Annotated in this window: 19 protein-coding genes; 14 read left to right on the forward strand and 5 right to left on the reverse strand. The window is 59.4% G+C overall.

The window, feature by feature from the left end; all coding sequences use genetic code 11:
* Window positions 1-14: 14 nt before the first annotated feature.
* The 4 genes from aas (at window position 15) to pqqA (ending at window position 3,802) form a co-directional block, all read left to right on the forward strand.
* The gene (gene aas, locus ACKF11_RS05495) at window positions 15-2,138 is read left to right on the forward strand and encodes a bifunctional acyl-ACP--phospholipid O-acyltransferase/long-chain-fatty-acid--ACP ligase (RefSeq protein ID WP_407996265.1); all 2,124 of its coding nucleotides are present in this window, start codon (window positions 15-17) and stop codon (window positions 2,136-2,138) included.
* A 2-nt stretch (window positions 2,139-2,140) separates the two neighbouring features.
* Window positions 2,141-3,349 carry a lysophospholipid transporter LplT gene (gene lplT, locus ACKF11_RS05500; protein WP_407996266.1) on the forward strand — a complete coding sequence of 403 codons (1,209 nt, stop codon included), beginning with the start codon at window positions 2,141-2,143 and terminating at the stop codon, window positions 3,347-3,349.
* Between the two features lie 95 nt (window positions 3,350-3,444).
* Complete coding sequence (locus ACKF11_RS05505; RefSeq protein ID WP_309565881.1) at window positions 3,445-3,579, forward strand: entericidin A/B family lipoprotein; 135 nt, start codon at window positions 3,445-3,447, stop codon at window positions 3,577-3,579.
* 151 nt (window positions 3,580-3,730) lie between these two features.
* Entirely contained in the window at window positions 3,731-3,802 is a 72-nt protein-coding gene (gene pqqA, locus ACKF11_RS05510; protein WP_081774944.1) for a pyrroloquinoline quinone precursor peptide PqqA, read from the forward strand.
* Window positions 3,803-3,880: 78 nt separating this feature from the next.
* Here the strand turns inward: pqqA and ACKF11_RS05515 are convergent, their stop codons facing one another.
* The gene (locus ACKF11_RS05515) at window positions 3,881-4,738 is read right to left on the reverse strand and encodes a LysR family transcriptional regulator (RefSeq protein ID WP_407996267.1); all 858 of its coding nucleotides are present in this window, start codon (window positions 4,736-4,738) and stop codon (window positions 3,881-3,883) included.
* Window positions 4,739-4,864: 126 nt separating this feature from the next.
* Between ACKF11_RS05515 and ACKF11_RS05520 the strand changes: the two genes are divergently transcribed.
* On the forward strand, window positions 4,865-5,251 hold the full coding sequence (locus ACKF11_RS05520) for a DoxX family protein (protein ID WP_407996268.1): 387 nt from the start codon (window positions 4,865-4,867) through the stop codon (window positions 5,249-5,251).
* A 191-nt stretch (window positions 5,252-5,442) separates the two neighbouring features.
* Window positions 5,443-6,210 (forward strand): DODA-type extradiol aromatic ring-opening family dioxygenase, encoded by a 768-nt coding sequence (locus ACKF11_RS05525; RefSeq protein ID WP_407993403.1) that lies wholly within the window; start codon window positions 5,443-5,445, stop codon window positions 6,208-6,210.
* A gap of 177 nt (window positions 6,211-6,387) precedes the next feature.
* On the opposite strand, the gene mltA is transcribed toward ACKF11_RS05525, so the two are convergent.
* From mltA to thiS, 4 genes are read right to left on the reverse strand one after another with little or no spacing between them, the layout of a single operon-like run.
* Window positions 6,388-7,644, reverse strand: a complete 1,257-nt coding sequence (mltA, locus tag ACKF11_RS05530) for a murein transglycosylase A (RefSeq protein ID WP_407993404.1) — start codon at window positions 7,642-7,644, stop codon at window positions 6,388-6,390.
* 3 nt (window positions 7,645-7,647) lie between these two features.
* The gene (gene apaG / locus ACKF11_RS05535; protein WP_309565886.1) at window positions 7,648-8,031 is read right to left on the reverse strand and encodes a Co2+/Mg2+ efflux facilitator ApaG/CorD; all 384 of its coding nucleotides are present in this window, start codon (window positions 8,029-8,031) and stop codon (window positions 7,648-7,650) included.
* Between the two features lie 24 nt (window positions 8,032-8,055).
* Entirely contained in the window at window positions 8,056-8,835 is a 780-nt protein-coding gene (locus ACKF11_RS05540; RefSeq protein ID WP_309565887.1) for a thiazole synthase, read from the reverse strand.
* Window positions 8,836-9,042, reverse strand: a complete 207-nt coding sequence (thiS, locus tag ACKF11_RS05545; protein ID WP_309565888.1) for a sulfur carrier protein ThiS — start codon at window positions 9,040-9,042, stop codon at window positions 8,836-8,838.
* Window positions 9,043-9,357: 315 nt separating this feature from the next.
* Between thiS and ACKF11_RS05550 the strand changes: the two genes are divergently transcribed.
* From ACKF11_RS05550 to ACKF11_RS05585, 8 genes are all read left to right on the forward strand, one after another.
* Window positions 9,358-11,016 (forward strand): O-linked N-acetylglucosamine transferase, SPINDLY family protein, encoded by a 1,659-nt coding sequence (locus ACKF11_RS05550; RefSeq protein WP_407996269.1) that lies wholly within the window; start codon window positions 9,358-9,360, stop codon window positions 11,014-11,016.
* On the forward strand, window positions 11,013-12,173 hold the full coding sequence (locus tag ACKF11_RS05555; RefSeq protein WP_407993406.1) for a DegT/DnrJ/EryC1/StrS family aminotransferase: 1,161 nt from the start codon (window positions 11,013-11,015) through the stop codon (window positions 12,171-12,173). Before ACKF11_RS05550 ends, ACKF11_RS05555 begins: the two co-directional genes overlap by 4 nt.
* A 27-nt stretch (window positions 12,174-12,200) precedes the next feature.
* Entirely contained in the window at window positions 12,201-12,425 is a 225-nt protein-coding gene (locus ACKF11_RS05560; protein ID WP_407993407.1) for an acyl carrier protein, read from the forward strand.
* A 7-nt stretch (window positions 12,426-12,432) separates the two neighbouring features.
* A complete protein-coding gene (locus ACKF11_RS05565) occupies window positions 12,433-13,485 on the forward strand; it encodes a ketoacyl-ACP synthase III (protein WP_407996270.1) in 1,053 nt (350 codons plus the stop codon).
* Window positions 13,482-14,246 carry an SDR family NAD(P)-dependent oxidoreductase gene (locus ACKF11_RS05570; protein WP_407996271.1) on the forward strand — a complete coding sequence of 255 codons (765 nt, stop codon included), beginning with the start codon at window positions 13,482-13,484 and terminating at the stop codon, window positions 14,244-14,246. The genes ACKF11_RS05565 and ACKF11_RS05570 overlap by 4 nt, the downstream gene beginning before the upstream one ends.
* On the forward strand, window positions 14,243-14,818 hold the full coding sequence (locus tag ACKF11_RS05575) for an SDR family NAD(P)-dependent oxidoreductase (RefSeq protein WP_407996272.1): 576 nt from the start codon (window positions 14,243-14,245) through the stop codon (window positions 14,816-14,818). Before ACKF11_RS05570 ends, ACKF11_RS05575 begins: the two co-directional genes overlap by 4 nt.
* Window positions 14,815-15,450, forward strand: a complete 636-nt coding sequence (locus ACKF11_RS05580) for an acetyltransferase (protein WP_407996273.1) — start codon at window positions 14,815-14,817, stop codon at window positions 15,448-15,450. The genes ACKF11_RS05575 and ACKF11_RS05580 overlap by 4 nt, the downstream gene beginning before the upstream one ends.
* 151 nt (window positions 15,451-15,601) lie before the next feature.
* Window positions 15,602-17,536, forward strand: coding sequence for a hypothetical protein (locus ACKF11_RS05585; RefSeq protein ID WP_407996274.1), 1,935 nt, complete (start codon window positions 15,602-15,604; stop codon window positions 17,534-17,536).
* Window position 17,537: the final 1 nt, after the last annotated feature.

A 17,537-nucleotide genomic window follows, 5' to 3' on the forward strand; every position in this document is an offset into this window, starting at 1 on the left:
AAAGAGATTCCCCAATGTTGCTGTCATTGACCAAGACCATCACCCGCCTGCTGTTCCGCATTGAAGTATTCGGGCAGGAACACATCCCATCGCATGAAAAGCTCCTCATCATCAGCAACCACGATTCCTTTCTCGATGGCTTCCTGCTCGGCCTGTTCCTGCCGATCCGCACCACCTTCGTCGTGCATACCACGGTGCTGGACAACTGGTTCTTCCGCTGGATACTGGGCCATGTCCCCCATTTGGCCGTCGATACCGCCAGCCCGCTGGCGATGAAGAAAGTCATCCGCCTTCTCGAAGCTGGCGAATCGGTGATGATCTTTCCCGAAGGCCGCATCACCCTCACCGGCAGCCTCATGAAGGTCTATGACGGGCCTGCCTTCGTTGCCGCCAAGACTGGCGCCACCGTCCTGCCGGTACGCATCCGCGGCGCGGCAAGAAGCTGGTTCAGCCGCCTGGAGCGCGACTTCCCGCGCCAGCTGCTGCCCAAGATCACGCTCACCATCCTGCCGCCTACCGCCCTGCCTCTGCCTGACGCACCCAGCGCCAAGCAGAGGCGCCGCCTGGCAGGCGAACAGATGCAAGGCATCATGCAGCACATGATGTTCGCCTCCGAGCCCACCGATACCCTGTACGGCGCGCTCCTCAACGCGATTGATACTTATGGCCGCAAGCGCAAGCTGGTGGAGGATATGCAGCAAGTGGAGGAGGACTATGGCACCGTGCTCAAGAAAAGCCTGGCCTTAGGCCGCATTGCCAGCAAGGTCAGCGCCGAAGGGGAGACCGTCGGCGTGCTGATGCCCAATGTCACCAACACGGTTTGCCTGATCTTCGGCATGAGCGCTCTTGGCCGCATCCCCGCCATGCTCAACTATACGGCCGGCACCAGGGGCATGCAGAACGCCTGCATTGCCGCCGGGATCAAGACCGTCATCACCTCGCGCAAATTCCTCGAGACCGCCAAGCTGGTCGATGCCGTCACCAAGCTGAGCCATATCGACGTGGTGTACCTGGAAGACATGCGCAGCGAGTTTGGACTTGCGGACAAACTATGGCTGATGGCGTATGCGTTACGCTTTCCCAAGCGCATTGCGCGGGTACGCAACCCGGACGCGCCCGCCGTGGTATTGTTCACGTCAGGTTCCGAAGGCAAGCCAAAGGGCGTGGTGCACAGTCACCGCAGCATCCTCGCCAACATTGCGCAGATCCGCGCCGTGATCGATTTCTCGCACCGCGACAAGTTCATGATGGCATTGCCCTTGTTCCATGCCTTCGGCTTCACCTGCGGCGGCATCATGCCGTTGGTATGCGGCAGCAAGGTGTTCATCTACCCGTCGCCTCTGCACTACCGCGTCATCCCGGAAGTCATCTACGACCGCGGCTGTACCGCGCTGTTCGGCACCAGCACCTTTCTTGGCAACTATGCCAAGTTCGCGCATCCATATGACTTCTACAAGATGCGTTATGTGGTGGCGGGAGCGGAAAAGCTCAGCAATGAAGTCCGCAAACTGTGGATGGACAAGTTCGGCATCCGCATCCTGGAAGGCTATGGCGCGACCGAGTGCGCGCCTGTGCTGGCAGTGAATACCCCCATGGCGAACCAGGCCGGCAGCGTCGGAATGCTGCTGCCCGGCCTGGACCATCAACTGGAGCCGGTGCCCGGCATCGACGGCGGCGGCCTGCTCAAGGTCAAAGGGCCCAACGTGATGTTGGGCTACTATTTCTACGACAATCCCGGCAAGTTGCAGCCGCCGCAGGACGGCTGGTACGACACGGGCGACATCGTCGGCATGGATGCCCGCGGCTTCGTCACCATCCAGGGGCGGGTGAAGCGCTTTGCCAAGGTCGCGGGTGAAATGGTCTCGCTGGAAACCGTGGAGCAAATCGCCCACGCCGCGTCGCCCGACCACCAGCATGCCGCGACTACACAAAGCGACACACAACGCGGAGAGAATATCGTGCTGTACACCACGGATCCCGCGCTGGCCCGCGATGCCCTGGCGCATGCCGCACGCCACACCGGCAACATCGAACTCGCGGTTGCCCGCAGGATCGTGGCCGTCAAGGCGCTGCCGCTGCTCGGCACCGGCAAGACCGACTACGTCACGCTCAAGCAAATGGCTGAAAACGAAAAATAACCATGACAGCTCACAACCCGACCGTCCCGCAAACTTCGCTGCTCAGCCGCGGCATGCTGGCCGTCATGCTTGCCCAGTTCCTCTCCGCTTTGGCCGACAACGCGCTGCTGTTTGCCGCGATCGCCCTGATCAAGGCCGGTAGCGCCCCGGCATGGCAGGTTCCACTATTGCAAGAATTCTTCGTGATTGCCTATATCATCCTGGCGCCCTTTGCCGGGCCGTTCGCCGATACATTGCCAAAGGGGCGCGTGATGCTGATAGCCAACAGCATGAAATTCCTCGGCGCCGCCGCCATGCTTGCGGGGCTCAGCCCTTTGCTCGCCTACGGCATGGTCGGCCTCGGCGCGGCCGCCTATTCGCCCGCCAAGTACGGCATCCTGAGCGAACTGGTGGCAGTGGATAAGCTGGTCAAGGCCAACAGCCTCATGGAAGGTTCCACCATTGTCGCCATCCTGCTAGGCGCGGTGGTAGGCGGCTGGCTCGCGGACTACTGGCTGGCCGGCGCATTGTATGCCATCGCAACGGCCTACCTGCTTGCCGCTGCCATCAACCTGCTGATCCCCCGGCTGCCGCCCTCCCATGTCCTCACCAACTTCGCACCGCTCGCCATGTGCCGGGACTTCTTCCATGCAACCCGCACCTTGATGCAGGACCGGGATGCGAAGTTTTCCATCGTCGGCACCAGCATTTTCTGGGGGGCGGGCAGCACCTTGCGCTTCCTGCTGGTGGCCTGGGTACCGGTCGCGTTGAACATCCACGACCTGAGCACGCCGGCCAACCTCAGCGGCGCCGTCGCCATCGGCATTGCGCTAGGCGCGATCGCCGCCGCGCGCTGGGTGAACCTGCGCACGGTCAACCGCGCCTTGCCCGCGGGCGTCCTGATCGGGCTAGCGATCATGGCGTTTGCCTATAGCGGCAACATCGCCACCGCGATCGCATGGCTGCTGCTGATCGGCTTTCTCGGCGGTTTCTACGCCGTGCCGCTCAATGCGTTGCTGCAGGAAAGGGGCCACGAATCCGTGGGCTCCGGCCACGCCATCGCGATCCAGAACCTGTTCGAGAATATCAGCATGCTCTTGATGATGGGACTCTACATCCTGCTCAGCAAGCAACAGTTGCCCGTCATCCCGATTACCGTGACCATAGGCGGGTTGGTGTTCCTGGCGATCGGCTGGCTCGCCTGGTCCCGCATCCGCCAGGAAGCCAGGTAGGAGCCATCCTACATATCATTCAGCCGATGCCTGAATTTGTTGCTGAGCTAAAGCCACTATATTGCTAAGACCTGATCATTTACGAGGAGAGCACCATGAAGAAATTGACTGCGTTCCTGATGTTGTGCGGGTTTATTGCCCTGACTGGCTGTAATACCATGAAGGGCGCCGGGCAGGATATCCAGCGCGGCGGCGAGAAGCTGGAAGATTCGGCAGAACGCCATAAGTAAGCTCAAGCACATTCATGCTCATGAAAATCATGAGCTGGTTTTAATGGCTTGCACGCATGCCAAACCTGTTCGAGAGGCGTAGAGTTTGATCCACGTTCTGCAGTTTGCAAAACGGTTACAACCCCGAAATCATCTACTAAGGAGGTTTATCATGTGGACCAAGCCAGAAGTGACCGAAATGCGTTTCGGCTTTGAAGTGACAATGTACGTTTGCAATCGCTAATCGATTGCCTAGGTACATCAAGTGAATGGGAGCTTACGCTCCCATTTGTTTTTCCGGCCATTGCAACGCCAGCTATGACTACGCCGCCTCGAACCACTTCTGCAAGAAATCGGCAAAAGTGCGCACCATGAGCGAGGCTTGCCTGTGTTGCGGATACAGCGCATAGACAGCGCCGATGTCTGCGGTGTACTCCTGCAGGACTTGTACTAGCTCGCCTTTCTCGAGCGCCTCCCGCACATAAAATTCAGGCAGGCCTACAATGCCCAGCCCGGCAATCGCCGCCTCGCACATCACCTCCCCATGGTTGGAACGCAATACCGGATGCACCTGCAGTTTGAGCGGCTCGCCCTCATCGGTGAACAGCCACTCCCCGGCTCTTGCCGTGATGCAGCGGTGCCGGCCCAGCTGCGTCGGCGATTGCGGCGCTCCATATTGCGCCAGGTAGCCCGGACTGCAGCAATAGACCAAGGCCGAATCCGTCAGCTTGCGCGCGACCAGGCCTTCGTCCGGCTGCTTGGTGATGCGGATCGCCATGTCGTAACCCTCGCCGACCAGGTCCACCAGGCGGTTATCCACATCCAGCGCCACTTCCAGGTTGGGATGCAGTTGCATGAATTGGTTGAGCGCGGGCGAGAGCACCATGCTGGCGAAGGACACCGGGGCGGAAAGGCGCAGCAGGCCGCGCAGTTCCCCCGTGCTGCTGGATATTGCCTGCTCGGCTTCATCCACTGCTTGCAGGATCGCCAGGCAGCGCGTGAAAAACACCCGGCCCAGCTCGGTCGGCGATAACTTGCGCGTCGTGCGTTGCAGCAAGCGCGCACCCAAGCGCTCTTCCAGCTCCATCACGCGCCGGCTGACGAGTTGCTTGCTGATGCCCAGATGTCTGGCGGCCGCAGTGAAATTCCCGCTTTTCACCACTTCGGCGTAAATGCGCATTTGTTCCAGTTGATTCATATTGTCAACTATATAGGGACAGTCTTACCAATAAAAACCTGATTATCAATATTTTGTTCACAAAATACAATGCATTCATTCTTTCACTTCACCCAAAAAGGAAACATCATGAATGCCGCAAATATCACCGCATTGCTCGGCCGCGCGCTGCTGGCCGCCATTTTCATCATTAGCGGATTCGGCAAGCTGGCCGACCCCACCGGCACCATCGCCTTCATCGGCAGCACGGGCGCGCCCTTGCCCGAACTGGGTTATGCCATCGCGTTGCTGGTCGAATTGGGGCTGGCTGCCGCGTTGCTGGTCGGTTATCGCGCACGCATCTCGGCATTGTTGACCGCCTTGTTCACGCTGGCTGCCGCGTTCATGTTCCACTTCGACTTGAACAACCAGGTCCAGACCATCATGTTCCTCAAGAACCTGGCGATCGCGGGCGGCCTGCTGCAGATCGCCGTCCATGGCGCAGGCGGCCTGAGCCTGGATGCCTATCGCCGTTAACAGCGGCCAACAAACTATCCTGGCGTTCTTGCCCTGCCTGACCGTACTGCTTGTACTGTCGGCGGCAGAACGCCAACCGATCGTTGCGCTGGGTTTTGTGACTGCTTTCAATATATCTGCAGAACTCGAGAACATTCATCATGCTTCGGCATGACGGATGCAATAGACACAAGCAAAAACAGGAGCACTCCATGAGCACATTGTTCATTTCGCATGGCGCCCCCAGCCTGGTGCTTGAGCCTGGGAAAACTGGTGAAATGCTCGCAGAGCTGGGTAAATCGTTGCCCCGCCCGGATGCCATCGTGGCGGTTTCGGCGCACTGGGATACCCAGCAACCCCGCATCAGTGCGGCAGCGCGTCCCGAGACCATTCATGATTTCGGCGGGTTTCCGCGCGCCATGTACGAGATGCAATATCCGGCGCCCGGCGCCCCGGAATTGGCCCGCACGGTCGCGGAAGGACTTGCGGCCCAAGGCATTGCAGTGCAAATAGACACGGTACGAGGGCTGGATCATGGCGCATGGGTGCCGCTGATGCTGATGTATCCGGAGGCGGACATCCCCGTCGCCCAGCTCTCGATACAAAGCCATGCCGGGCCACGCACGCATTACCGGCTGGGACAGGCGCTGGCAGGATTGCGCACTCAGAACGTCATGCTGCTGTGCTCGGGCGCCATTACCCACAACCTGCATGATTTCTTCAGCGCGGACCGCGATGCGCACGTCCTCGACTATGTTCCAGCGTTCAGCGGCTGGATGGCGGAAAAAATTGCCGCGGGCGACACCGAGGCGCTGCTGGACTATCGCCGGCAAGCGCCCGGCGGCGTACGCGCCCACCCGCATGAAGACCACCTCATGCCGCTGTTTGTCGCCCTGGGCGCCGCCAGCGGAAAAGCCATCCGCTATCAACCCGAAAATACGTTCGGCATCCTGGCGATGGATGCCTATGTCTGGGATTAAGAACGGCTGACAAAACTCTCCTGGCGTTGTTGCCCTGTCTTGTCGTGCTCCTTAGTATTGCCTACGGCAAGGCGTCTAGCCAGGACCGCTCCGCTGAGTTTTGTTATGCGCTCAAACCGTGAACAGGCTTTTATACTCCATCCGTCTGCAACAGCACGCGGCTATTGGAGATGACCGCTACTTGGCGACCGGCAGCGGGAAATTTTTCGGCAGAAGCACCCACATGCGGCCTTCCTGTTTCATGGCGCCAGCCTGCTGGCCGGCTGCGTCTCCCGCCCCCCAGAAGAAATCGGCGCGCACCCCGCCCTTGATCGCCCCGCCGGTGTCCTGCGCCAGCACCAGGCGGTTGAGCGGCGCGCTGCTGTTGGGATAGGTGGTGGCGAGAAACACCGGCGCGCCCAGCGGGATGAACTTGGGGTCCACCGCGATCACCCGCTCTGCAAGGATGGGCACGCCCAGCGCGCCTAACGGCCCCGGCAGGTTGGGAGGCAGCTCGCGGAAGAAGACGTAGCTGGGATTGGTATTCAACAGCTCCTGCAGCTTGGCGGGATTCTGGCGCCCCCATTGCTTGATGCCCTGCATGGAGGCCTTGTCCAGCGTCAGCTCCCCGCGCTCGACCAAGGTACGGCCGATAGACTGGTAGCTCATGCCGTTCTGGTCCGCATAGCCGACGTGCACCGCCTCGCCATTATCAAGCTGGACCAGGCCGGAGCCTTGCACTTGCAGGAAGAACAATTCCACCGGGTCGTTGACCCAGAGCAATTCCCGACCGGCCACCGGCGCCATGCCATTCTCTATTTCGGCGCGCGTGAAGTAGGGCACCAGCTTGTTGCCGACGACACGGCCGCGCACGCGCTTGTTGGCAAGCTCGGGAAACAGGCTCGCCAATTCGACGGTAATCAGGTCATCAGGACGGCCGTACAATGGGTAGCGGTACTTCGCCGACTTGACCCGGCTGCCCTTGAGCAGGGGCTCGTAATAGCCCGTCACCAGGCCGGTATCGCCGCCGTCCTGGTTGGCGGCCTGATAGACGTTGAAATATTGCTGGAAGTAAGCAAGCACCTGCGAATCGGCGGGGCGCGGCGGCAAATGCGCCGCAGCCTCGCATGCCGCCTGCCACGGCTGGCGGTTCTTCAGGGTACTGCAACCCAGCAGCCAGGCGGGCCAGGCCGCGCCCAACTGCGCCTGCTCGAACCCGGCAAGGTCCTGCCAATGGGCCGGCTTGAGCAAGCCGTAATCAGGAATCTTGCTCGCGGGCGCTTGAGTGGCGGGAGGCTGCCTGGGCTGTTCCGGAACAGGCACGGATGGCGCGAGCAATTCCGGGCACTGGCAGGGCTGCTCTACCTTGACGTGGCGATGGCCGCCACACGCCGCCAACAGCAAAGCCAATAACAACCACGACTGCTTGCGCAGGCTGTAAAAAGGCATGTTCATGGATCAGTGCAGCACGCGCGGCATGTTGAGCTTGAAAGGCGCGATCTCGCTATCGAACTGCGTGCCGTCTTCTGCCGTGATGTGGTAGAAGCCGCGCATCTCGCCCACGGGCGTGTTCAGCATGGTGCCGCTGGTATATTGAAAGCGCTCGCCAGGCTGGAGCAGGGGTTGCTGGCCGATCACGCCCAGGCCGCGCACTTCCTGCGTCTTGCCGGCGGCATCGGTGATGATCCAGTGGCGGCTGATCAATTGCGCGGCCACGTTGCCGGTATTCTCGATATGGACCGTATAGGTGAACACGTAGCGGTTTTGCTCCACGTCGGACTGGTCAGGCACAAACGCTGTCTCCACCTTCACTGAAAATGCATAGCGCTTGTCCTTGGTCATCTGTCTTCCTTGTCCTGGCCCGGCTTATCCAATCAGGCCGGTGGTTGGCGAGCTGGGCGATGCGGAATAAAGCTTGCGCGGCATGCGGCCTGCCAGGAAAGCCTCGCGGCCCGCCTCTATCGCCTTCTTCATCGCGCCCGCCATCAGCACCGGGTCTTTCGCCGCGGCAATCGCGGTGTTCATGAGCACGCCCTGGCAGCCCAGCTCCATCGCGATCGCGGCATCGGAGGCCGTACCCACCCCGGCATCGACCAGCACCGGGATCTTGGCGTTCTCGATGATGATCTGCAGGTTCCACGGGTTCAATATGCCCATGCCGGAACCGATCAGCGACGCCAGCGGCATCACCGCGGCACAGCCCATGTCTTCGAGCTGCTTGGCGATAATGGGATCGTCCGAACAGTAGACCATGACGTCGAAGCCGTCCTTGATCAGCGTTTCCGCCGCCTTGATGGTTTCCAGCATGTTCGGGTACAGGGTATTGGGGTCGCCCAGCACCTCGAGCTTGACCAGCTTGTGGCCGTCGAGCAGCTCGCGCGCGAGGCGCAAGGTGCGCACGGCGTCATCCGCGCTGTAACAGCCCGCAGTGTTCGGCAGGTAGGTGAATTCTTCCGGCGGCAAGTATTCCAGCAATGAAGGCTCGCCCGCATTCTGGCCGATATTGGTGCGGCGGATCGCCACCGTGATGATTTCGGCGCCGCTGGCATCGATGGCCGCCCTGGTCTGCTCGAAATCCTTGTATTTGCCCGTACCCACCAACAGGCGCGAGTTGTAGCTCTTGCCTGCAATATTCAATGTATCCATTCAACCGCCTCCTACTGCGCCCACGATTTCAAGTTTGTCGTCACTGTCGAGCACCGCCTCGGCAAAACTGCCGCGCGGCACGATTTCACCGTTGCGCTCGATGGCAAGGCGCTTTCCGGCGAGTCCCAGCTTTTCTACCAGCTCTCCCACCGTCAGGCGCTCAACATCGAACTGTCGTGGATTTCCGTTGATGGTCAGATGAATCAATTGATACTACCCTAATGAATTTACCCAAAGTGAAATGAACGATTTAGAGACAGGCAGGAACCGCTGCCGATAGAGCGACATTTTACGTAGGTTCATGGGCAATTAGCAAACCAGGGATATGGGATGATATTTGAAATGCTTGAATAACAAGCCATTTACCCTGCTGCTCTCAACATTGCAGCCGAATAACCGATAGTAAGATAGAAGCATGGGCAAATGCCCGCAACAGCCCTGCTTGACTGGACATGCCGTGCCATATAGGCTTCGGCAGATTATACAGGGTGAACACTACGAGAATAAGACTAGGCAGAGAAATTGTCATATCAGCCATCCGCACATTCACAGGCATTGTTCAAGGCCGGCCTAGCTGCCGAGGCTGAGCACAACTACCTGGATGCCCTGTCGAAATACACCGCCTCGCTCGAGGCCGGGAGCGGACAACTCCAGACCTGGCTCAAGATCGGCAACCTGTTCCTGCGCACCATGAAATACCAGCAGGCCGCGGAAACCATGGAGTTCGTGCTGGGCATGGAGCCACAGAATATCGAAGCGATCTACGGGCTGGCTATTGCCTATTTCTACCTGGGCCGCCACGAGGAAGCCTGCGCCTTCATCGACCATGCGGTGGAAACGCAGCCGGACAACAATACCTATGCGCTGGATCGCGCCAATATCCATTCGCTCGCCAAGCCCGATCCGGCCCGCAAACGCCAGCTCTATGAAGAATGGGGTCGGCGTTTTGCCGACCCGCTGGGCAAGAACCCCATCGCGTTCGGCCATGACCGCGCGCCCGACCGCGTGCTGCGTATCGGTTATGTCTCCGGCGACTTGCGCGACCACGCGGTGGCTTATTTCATGGAGCCGGTATTCGCCCATCACGATCCAGAGCAGGTAGAGGTTTTCGTCTACGCCACCAGCAACCAGCCGGATGCCGTCACGGACAGGCTGAAAAAGCTGGTGCCGCACTGGCATGATGTCTCCAGACTCAACGACCAGGCGCTCCATGCCCTGATCCGCAAGCACCAGATCGATATCCTGGTCGACCTTTCCGGTCATACCCAGGGCCACCGCCTGTTCGTCTTTGCCCGCCGCGCGGCCCCGGTGCAGGTCACATGGCTGGGTTACGTCGGCGGCACGCTGGGCATGCAGGGCATGGACTACCGCCTCACCGACTGGGGCATGGACCCGGTAGGCAACGAACAGTTCTACGTGGAAAAGCTGTTCCGCCTGAACTGCATGGCCTGCTACATCCCGCCCGCCGACGCGCCGCTAGAGCCGTCACCTCCCATGCTGCAAGGCAACCCGCCCACGCTGGCCTCGCTCAACAGCTCGCGCAAACTCACCGATGCCGCCCTGCTGGTGTGGAAACGCATTCTCGAGGCCCGTCCCGATGCGCAGCTGCTCATCCACGTGCAGGAGCAAAGCGTAGAAGACGCCGTCAACACCATAGAACCCAGGCTGATCAGGCTAGGGCTGCCGCTGGAGCGCATCATCGTCTCGCCCATGGTGCCCATGGCCGAATTCATGACGCGCGGCCAGATTGTGGATGTCGCGCTCGACAGCTTCCCGGTGTCCGGCGGCACCACCACCTTGCATACCTTGTGGATGGGCTTGCCCGTCGTCGCCATGGATGCCACCGATGCGGTGTCCGCCTCCACTGCAGCCACGCTGAAAGGATTGGGACTGCACGACTGGGTTGCGCGCGATGAGGACGAATATATTGCCAAGGTGCTGCACTTGCTCGACCATCCTGAGTTGTTGACTGAACAACGCGCCAGGGCGCGCCGGCTGATGCAGTCATCCGCGCTCATGGACTATGCCGGCCGTTGCCGCGAGCTGGAAACCGCGTACCGCCAGCTCTGGATCAATTACTTGCTCGGGCGCCCCAAGTTCCTCAGGGTGGGCGCCACGTATTCGGAAGACCTTCATCAACTACGCAACGCCTATGACCAGAAGCAAGGGCAACCCATATGAGCCAGCATGCCGCCATCCCGCTATTGACCCCGCTATTGCCTGACCGGGAGGCGCTCGCTCCATACCTGGCCAAGCTGGACCAAAACCGGCACTACTCCAATTTCGGCCCGCTCAACAACGCACTGGAAGCGCGGCTGGCCGGCATGTTCGAAGAACACGGCGCCTATCCGCTGCATGTCACCACCACCAGCAGCGCCACGCTCGGGCTGGAGCTGGCGCTTAGCAGCCTCGACCTGCCGGCCGGCAGCAAGGTCATTGTGCCGGCGCTGACTTTCGTCGCCTCGCTGACCGCCATCATCCGCGCAGGGTATATCCCGGTCATCGCCGACATCGATGCGCAAAGCTGGCTGCTGACGCCGGAAATCGCCACAGAAGCCGCCATACAGACCGGGGCGCGTGCCGTGCTGGCCGTCGCGGCATTCGGCCAACCCCAGGATACCAGGCATTGGAGCGACTTCCAGCGCAAATCCGGCATCCATGTCGTGATCGATGCCGCAGGCGCGTTCGGCAGCCAGTGGGTGGAGGCGCCCGACATTCCGGTCGTCTACAGCATGCACGCCACCAAGTCGCTCGCGGCGGGCGAGGGCGGGCTGGTCGTCAGCGGTAATAGCGTCATCAACGTCCATATCCGCCAGCTCAGCAATTTCGGCATCAACCTGGACTCGAACGCCGGCTTCCCGGTCGGGCACCTATCGTTTGTAGGCAGCAACGCCAAGCTGTCCGAATACCATGCCGCCGTCGCCCATGCCAGCCTGGACCAATGGGACGCGCAAGCCAGGCTCAGGCAGGACATTTACCGCGCTTACCGCCAGGCGTTGGAAAACGCCTGCGGCGACCTGCTGCAATGGCAGGCCGGCATCACGCTGGCCGCGCCGACGATTTTCTGCCTGCGCATGGCCGCAGAAGCGCGCGACCGGCTGGAAACAATCTGCCGGCAACGGCAAATCGCCACCCGGCGCTGGTACCAGCCGCTGCTGCACCAGCATGCCGCGAAGGTGGCCCCCATCATCAAGCAGCCGACGCCTGTGGCGGAAGCCGTGGCGTCAGGCCTGATCGGCTTGCCGTTTTCACCGTTCCTGACCGGTGAAGACATTGCCCGCGTCACCAAGGCGGCCAGCCTGGCCACGGCCAGCTTAACTTTAACTCATCAAGCCTAGAACTCATCAACCCTAGCGAGAACGACCATGGACAACATCGAAACCTTCATTGAGAAATTCATTACCGCCGTCGACTTCCAGGAAGCCGTCGAGATTAATCCCGACACCAGGCTTGCAGACTTGCCGGAATGGGATTCGCTCGCGGCGCTGGGCGTGATCGTCATGTTCGATATGGAATACGGCAAGACCATCACCGGCGAACATCTGAAACAAGCCTCTACCGTGCAAGACCTCTATCAACTGCTTGCCTGAGATCGATATGGCTACCTCCACGCTCAACAATGTACGCTTCGCAGGCATGGCGACCTGCGTGCCCAAGCATGTGGTCCACAATGTGCATGACGTGCCGCCGCACCTGCGTTCAGAGCGTGAGCGCCTGGTACGCAATATCGGCATAGAAACCCGCCGCGTCTGCCCGGACTGGCAATGCTTCTCCGACCTGGCATACGATGCCGCGGACAAGCTGCTCAATGAACTGCAATGGTCACGCGACGAGATCGGTGCCTTGATTGTGGTGACGCAATCCCCGGATTACCTGGTGCCGGCTACCGCCATCATCCTGCAAGATCGGCTAGGCCTAGCCCATTCCACGATTGCCTTTGACGTCAATCTAGGCTGCTCCGCATACCCGTTTGCACTGCAACTTCTGGGCAGCATGATTGCCTCTGGCGCGATCAAGAAAGGCTTGATCCTGCTCGGCGATCGTTCGAGTTACAAGCATAAAGACCCGCTGAAAGACCCCTTGTTTTCCGATGCTGGCACTGCCACCGCACTGGAATATCAGGAAGGCGCGGCGCCCATGCACTTCGACCTCAACAGTGACGGCAGCGGTTACAAAGCCATCATCGTGCCGGTCGGCGGGCACCGCAACCCATTCCAGCTTGAACACGGCATTGCGCGCAAAGGCGATGACGGTTTCTGGCGTTCAGACCTGGACCTGCTGCTGGATGGCCCTGCGGTGATCAGCTTCTCGACGCAGCGCGTGCCGCCGATGGTGGAAAACCTGTTTGGATACTCTGGCGTTGCCGAGGATGACATCGACTACTTCATCTTTCACCAGGCCAACCGCATGATCAATGAAACCATCCGCAAGAAACTGGGCCTGCCGGAAGAAAAAGTCCCATCCACCCTACGCGAGTTCGGCAACACCAGCGGCGCTTCGCTGCCTGTCACCGTCACCGCCCGCCTGCGCGATGCATTGGCCGCCGGCAAGAAACGCCTGCTGTTCTGCGGCTTTGGCGTAGGCTTGTCCTGGGGAGGCGCGATCGTGGACGTGGAAAATGCCGTATTCCCCGAACTGATCATTTCATGAGCTCAGCACAAGACCCATTCTCACTAGCCGGCAAACGCGTGCTGGTAACCGGCGCATCTTCCGGCATCGGCAGGCAGGTTGCCATCACCTGCTCGCAAATGGGGGCCGAAGTGGTCATCACCGGACGCAACCCGGAACGCCTGCAGGCGACCGCGATATCATTGCAGGGCACAGGGCATAGCGCCATCCCTGCGGATATATCGCAGCAGGAAGGCATAGACCTGCTCGCGGAGCAGGCCGGGGTATTGGATGGCGTCGTGCATGCCGCGGGGATCTCCAAACTGGTGCCTTTCCGGCTCATCAATAAAAGCCACCTGGCCGAAATCTTCGACAGCAATACCTTTGCCCCGTTGCTGCTGACCAAGGGGCTGCTTGCCAAGAGGCGCATCGCCCGGCACGGTTCCATTCTCTTCATTTCGGCCCTGGCCTCCCACAGCGGTGCCATTGCCACGGGCGCCTATGCCGCCAGCAAATCCGCGTTGCTGGGCGCGATGCGCACATTGGCCATCGAAACTGCGAAACAAGGCATCCGCGCCAATTGCATTGCGCCAGGCTATGTACGCACCCCCATGCTGGACGGCCTGGCAGAGGGAGGCGCCAACATGGATGAGCTGATCGCCCGCACCCCGCTCGGCATAGGCGAACCGGAGGACGTGGCTTATGCCGCCGTATTCTATCTCTCGGACGCCAGCCGGCACATTTCCCGCCACTACGCTTTCGTGGACGGCGGATTGAGCATACCGCTGGATATTCACGCATGACGTCGCAGGCAAAGGCATTCTCGCTGCAGGGCAAAACCATCCTGGTGAACGGCATGGCGTCGGGTGTGGGACTGGCGATTACGCAGGCGTGCGAGCAGCGCGGAGCCGACATCCTGGCAACATCCCAGCCAGGCCAGCAATTTCACGGCTTGGTGCATTGCGTGGACCAACAGCTCGCATGCCCGGTGTCAGACTTGAGCGAATCCGACCTCATGCAAGTTTTGCAGTCCAACCTCATCAGGCCCGTCATGCTGACGCAACGATTGCTGCAGGCAGGGAGCCTGGTGCCCAACTCATCCATCGTGTTCCTGCTCTCCGCTGCCGCCCATCAAGGCGCCAAGGGGCAGGGTGCCTATGCGGCAAGCAAGGCGGCATTGTCCGGCCTGATCAGGTGCCTGGCCCTGGAGCAGGCAGCCAACGGCATCCGCGTCAACGGGGTTTCACCTGCCGCGCATGAAGCGCTCTGGCCTGATGTAGCCAACGGCGTCATTTTCCTGCTCTCCGACGCCAGCCGCTGGATTACCGGAACCAGCTTGCCGGTTAACGGAGCAGGGACGGAACTGGCTTCATGAAAAAGCTCTACATCATTGGCGCAGGCGGCTGGGGAAGGGAAGTGTTGATCCTGCTGCGGGACCACACGGATTGGGGCTCGGTCTGGGACATTGCCGGTTTCCTCGATACTCGCCCGCATATGCTGGACGGCACCGGTTGCGATGTCGGCATCGTAGGCGACCCGCTGACGCACCTGCCGAAAGAGGACGAACTATTCGTATGCGCGGTCGGCTTGCCCAATGGACGGCAATCCTTCGCGCAGCCCATCCTGGAAAAGGGCGGCAGGTTCTTCACGTTGCATGACGCCCCCCTGGGCTGGATCAGCGTACGGGTGCAGATCGGCCTGGGCGCCATCCTCTCGCACCGCGTGCAGGTCAGCCCCGATGTGCAGATCGGCGATTTCGCCAACATCCACAGCGGCAGCATCGTCAGCCATGACGTGCGCATCGGCGATTATGCGCAGATCAGCGCCATGGTGTTCCTCGGCGGCGGGGCACAGATCGGCAGCAAGGCGATCATCTATCCCCATGCCACCATCACGCCCGGCATCAAGGTGGGCGAGGGCGCCACGGTGGGCGCAGGGGCAGTGGTAGTCAAAGATGTTCCACCAGGCGTCACCGTGTTCGGCAATCCAGCCAAAGTTATTTTCTGATCTTCAAACCGGACGGCAAACTCCATGCAATCACCTACGTACCACTGGAATCACGGCCTGCAAGGCTTTACCGCTGTCACGACTAGATACTTGCACTCGCATCTGGATCATTGAACTCTGCATATGCATTTCCCCAGGAAGACAGAACATCATGAATTTCGCGCACCTTGTTTGCCTACCCGATTTATTGCAGCCATCGCGTTCTGCATATGAAGGCATTTTTGACTTAATACGGGAACCCATCCGGCAAGGATGCGGCGCTAGCATTGGCTACCCGCCAGGCGGAAAAAAAACGCATGGGCTATTGCCCAGATTCGATTTACAACGTTTTGAGGATCTCGCGTCACAGGGAAAATTAAGCGCTCCGGATATGCTTTGGGCAAAAACATTTCACCACATGCCCATTCCAGCTATGGAGTATCTGTTCGCCAACCTGCCTGAAAACTCACTGCTGCTGTCGTATGACATTCCGCCTTGGTTGCGGCGCGCCTGCATTTCCAGAAACATTCATTTCCTCGACATCCGACAATCCCCGCTCGGTTTCGGACGTGATATCCATATTGCACTCGACACCAACCATACTGTTTTACGTGAACGTCTGGCTTCCTTGGCTATTACCAATGAAGAACTGCGTCTAGAAGCCTCACTACTCTCGGCCAACCTGCGCTCGCATCGCGCACGGCTTAATGAAAGCATGCGCCACACATTCCAGCTGGATGGCACATTGATTTACGTCAGTCAGCCCCCCAAGGACATTACCTTGCTCAACGAGGAAGGTAATTTCCAAAATCCGGACGATTTTTCAGAGCAGTTGCAAACACTGAGTACAGATCGCGAATTGCTGTTCATGATCGACTACTTTGGCCCCTACTTGTCCACCTTTGCAAACCAGCAGCGCAATGCCCTCGCCCGTCTGCTGGGGAAACCTGTCCGCGCCTGCCCTCAAAGCACTTATCAGATTCTGAGTGCCTATGATGATATCGAACTGGTTGGTATTTCCGCGGCCATGCTGCAAGAAGCAGCATGGTTCGACAAAAAGGCGCATTGGCTTGGCCAGCCTTTCACACCATTGACCGTATCCGCCCCCACACAGGACACTGGTTATTTTCAGGTTCATTTTCAAGATATTCTGGCGCCTGCGTTCTGGCATCAGGTACTTGCCCCCGAAGCGCCCACACCTCGTTTGCCGCGCCTGCCGCAACTGGACCGACACTTCGGACGTGAAACGCTGGACGAATGGAGAGAATACGAAAAGGTACTCAATTGGGAACGCCCCTTGCCGTGGCGCGCATTCGAACGATCCGGCGGCATCGTTTTGCGCAACCGCATCAATGCGCTGGAGAAAATGCAAGTATCCGTCCCCCAGACCATCGCCGAGGAACATGGCGCAGAAGATGGAATGCAAAAACGCATTCGACAACTGAAGGATACAAAGCGCGGACAAACCGCCTACATTCTGGGCAATGCCGCAACGCTCATGACCCTTGACATCGATGCTTTGATGAACCTGGAGTCCTTCTGGTTCAACAAGGCATTCGCATTGGAGGAGCAAGGGTTTTCATTCCGTCCCAAATATTACTTCTTGCGTGACCCGATCGGCCTGCACAAATGGACCAGAGAGGTCATGAACATTGAAGCGGGCATCAAGTTCTTCAGCAGGGAAACCTACAGCCTTGTCGAAAAAACCTGGCCAGAAGAATATCTGCAGCAGGACATCATCGCGCTCGATGTCAGCCAGACGCCCGGCAACTGTATGTTCGAAAGCGACGATCATTTTTCCTACGACCCATCCAAGATCATCTACTCGGGTTACACCAGTGTATTGGATGCTGTTCAGATCGCTTACTACATGGGTTATGAACGTGTGCTGCTAGGTGGCGTGGAACTTGATTATTCGCAACCATATTTTTACGGTGAAACGGTACCGAGTAGAAATGGAGTTCAGGACTGGCTTTCCGAATGCACACGAAAATCCTTCCTCGTCGCAAGAAAGCATTTCGAGAAGAACGGAAGAATATTGGCCAAGATCACGCCTTCGCCGCATCTGCCACTGGAATATATCAATGCCCCGGAAATACAGCGTTAAA

It is taken from the genome of Methylobacillus draconifructus, from assembly GCF_045984385.1.
Lineage (GTDB): Bacteria > Pseudomonadota > Gammaproteobacteria > Burkholderiales > Methylophilaceae > Methylobacillus > Methylobacillus flagellatus_A.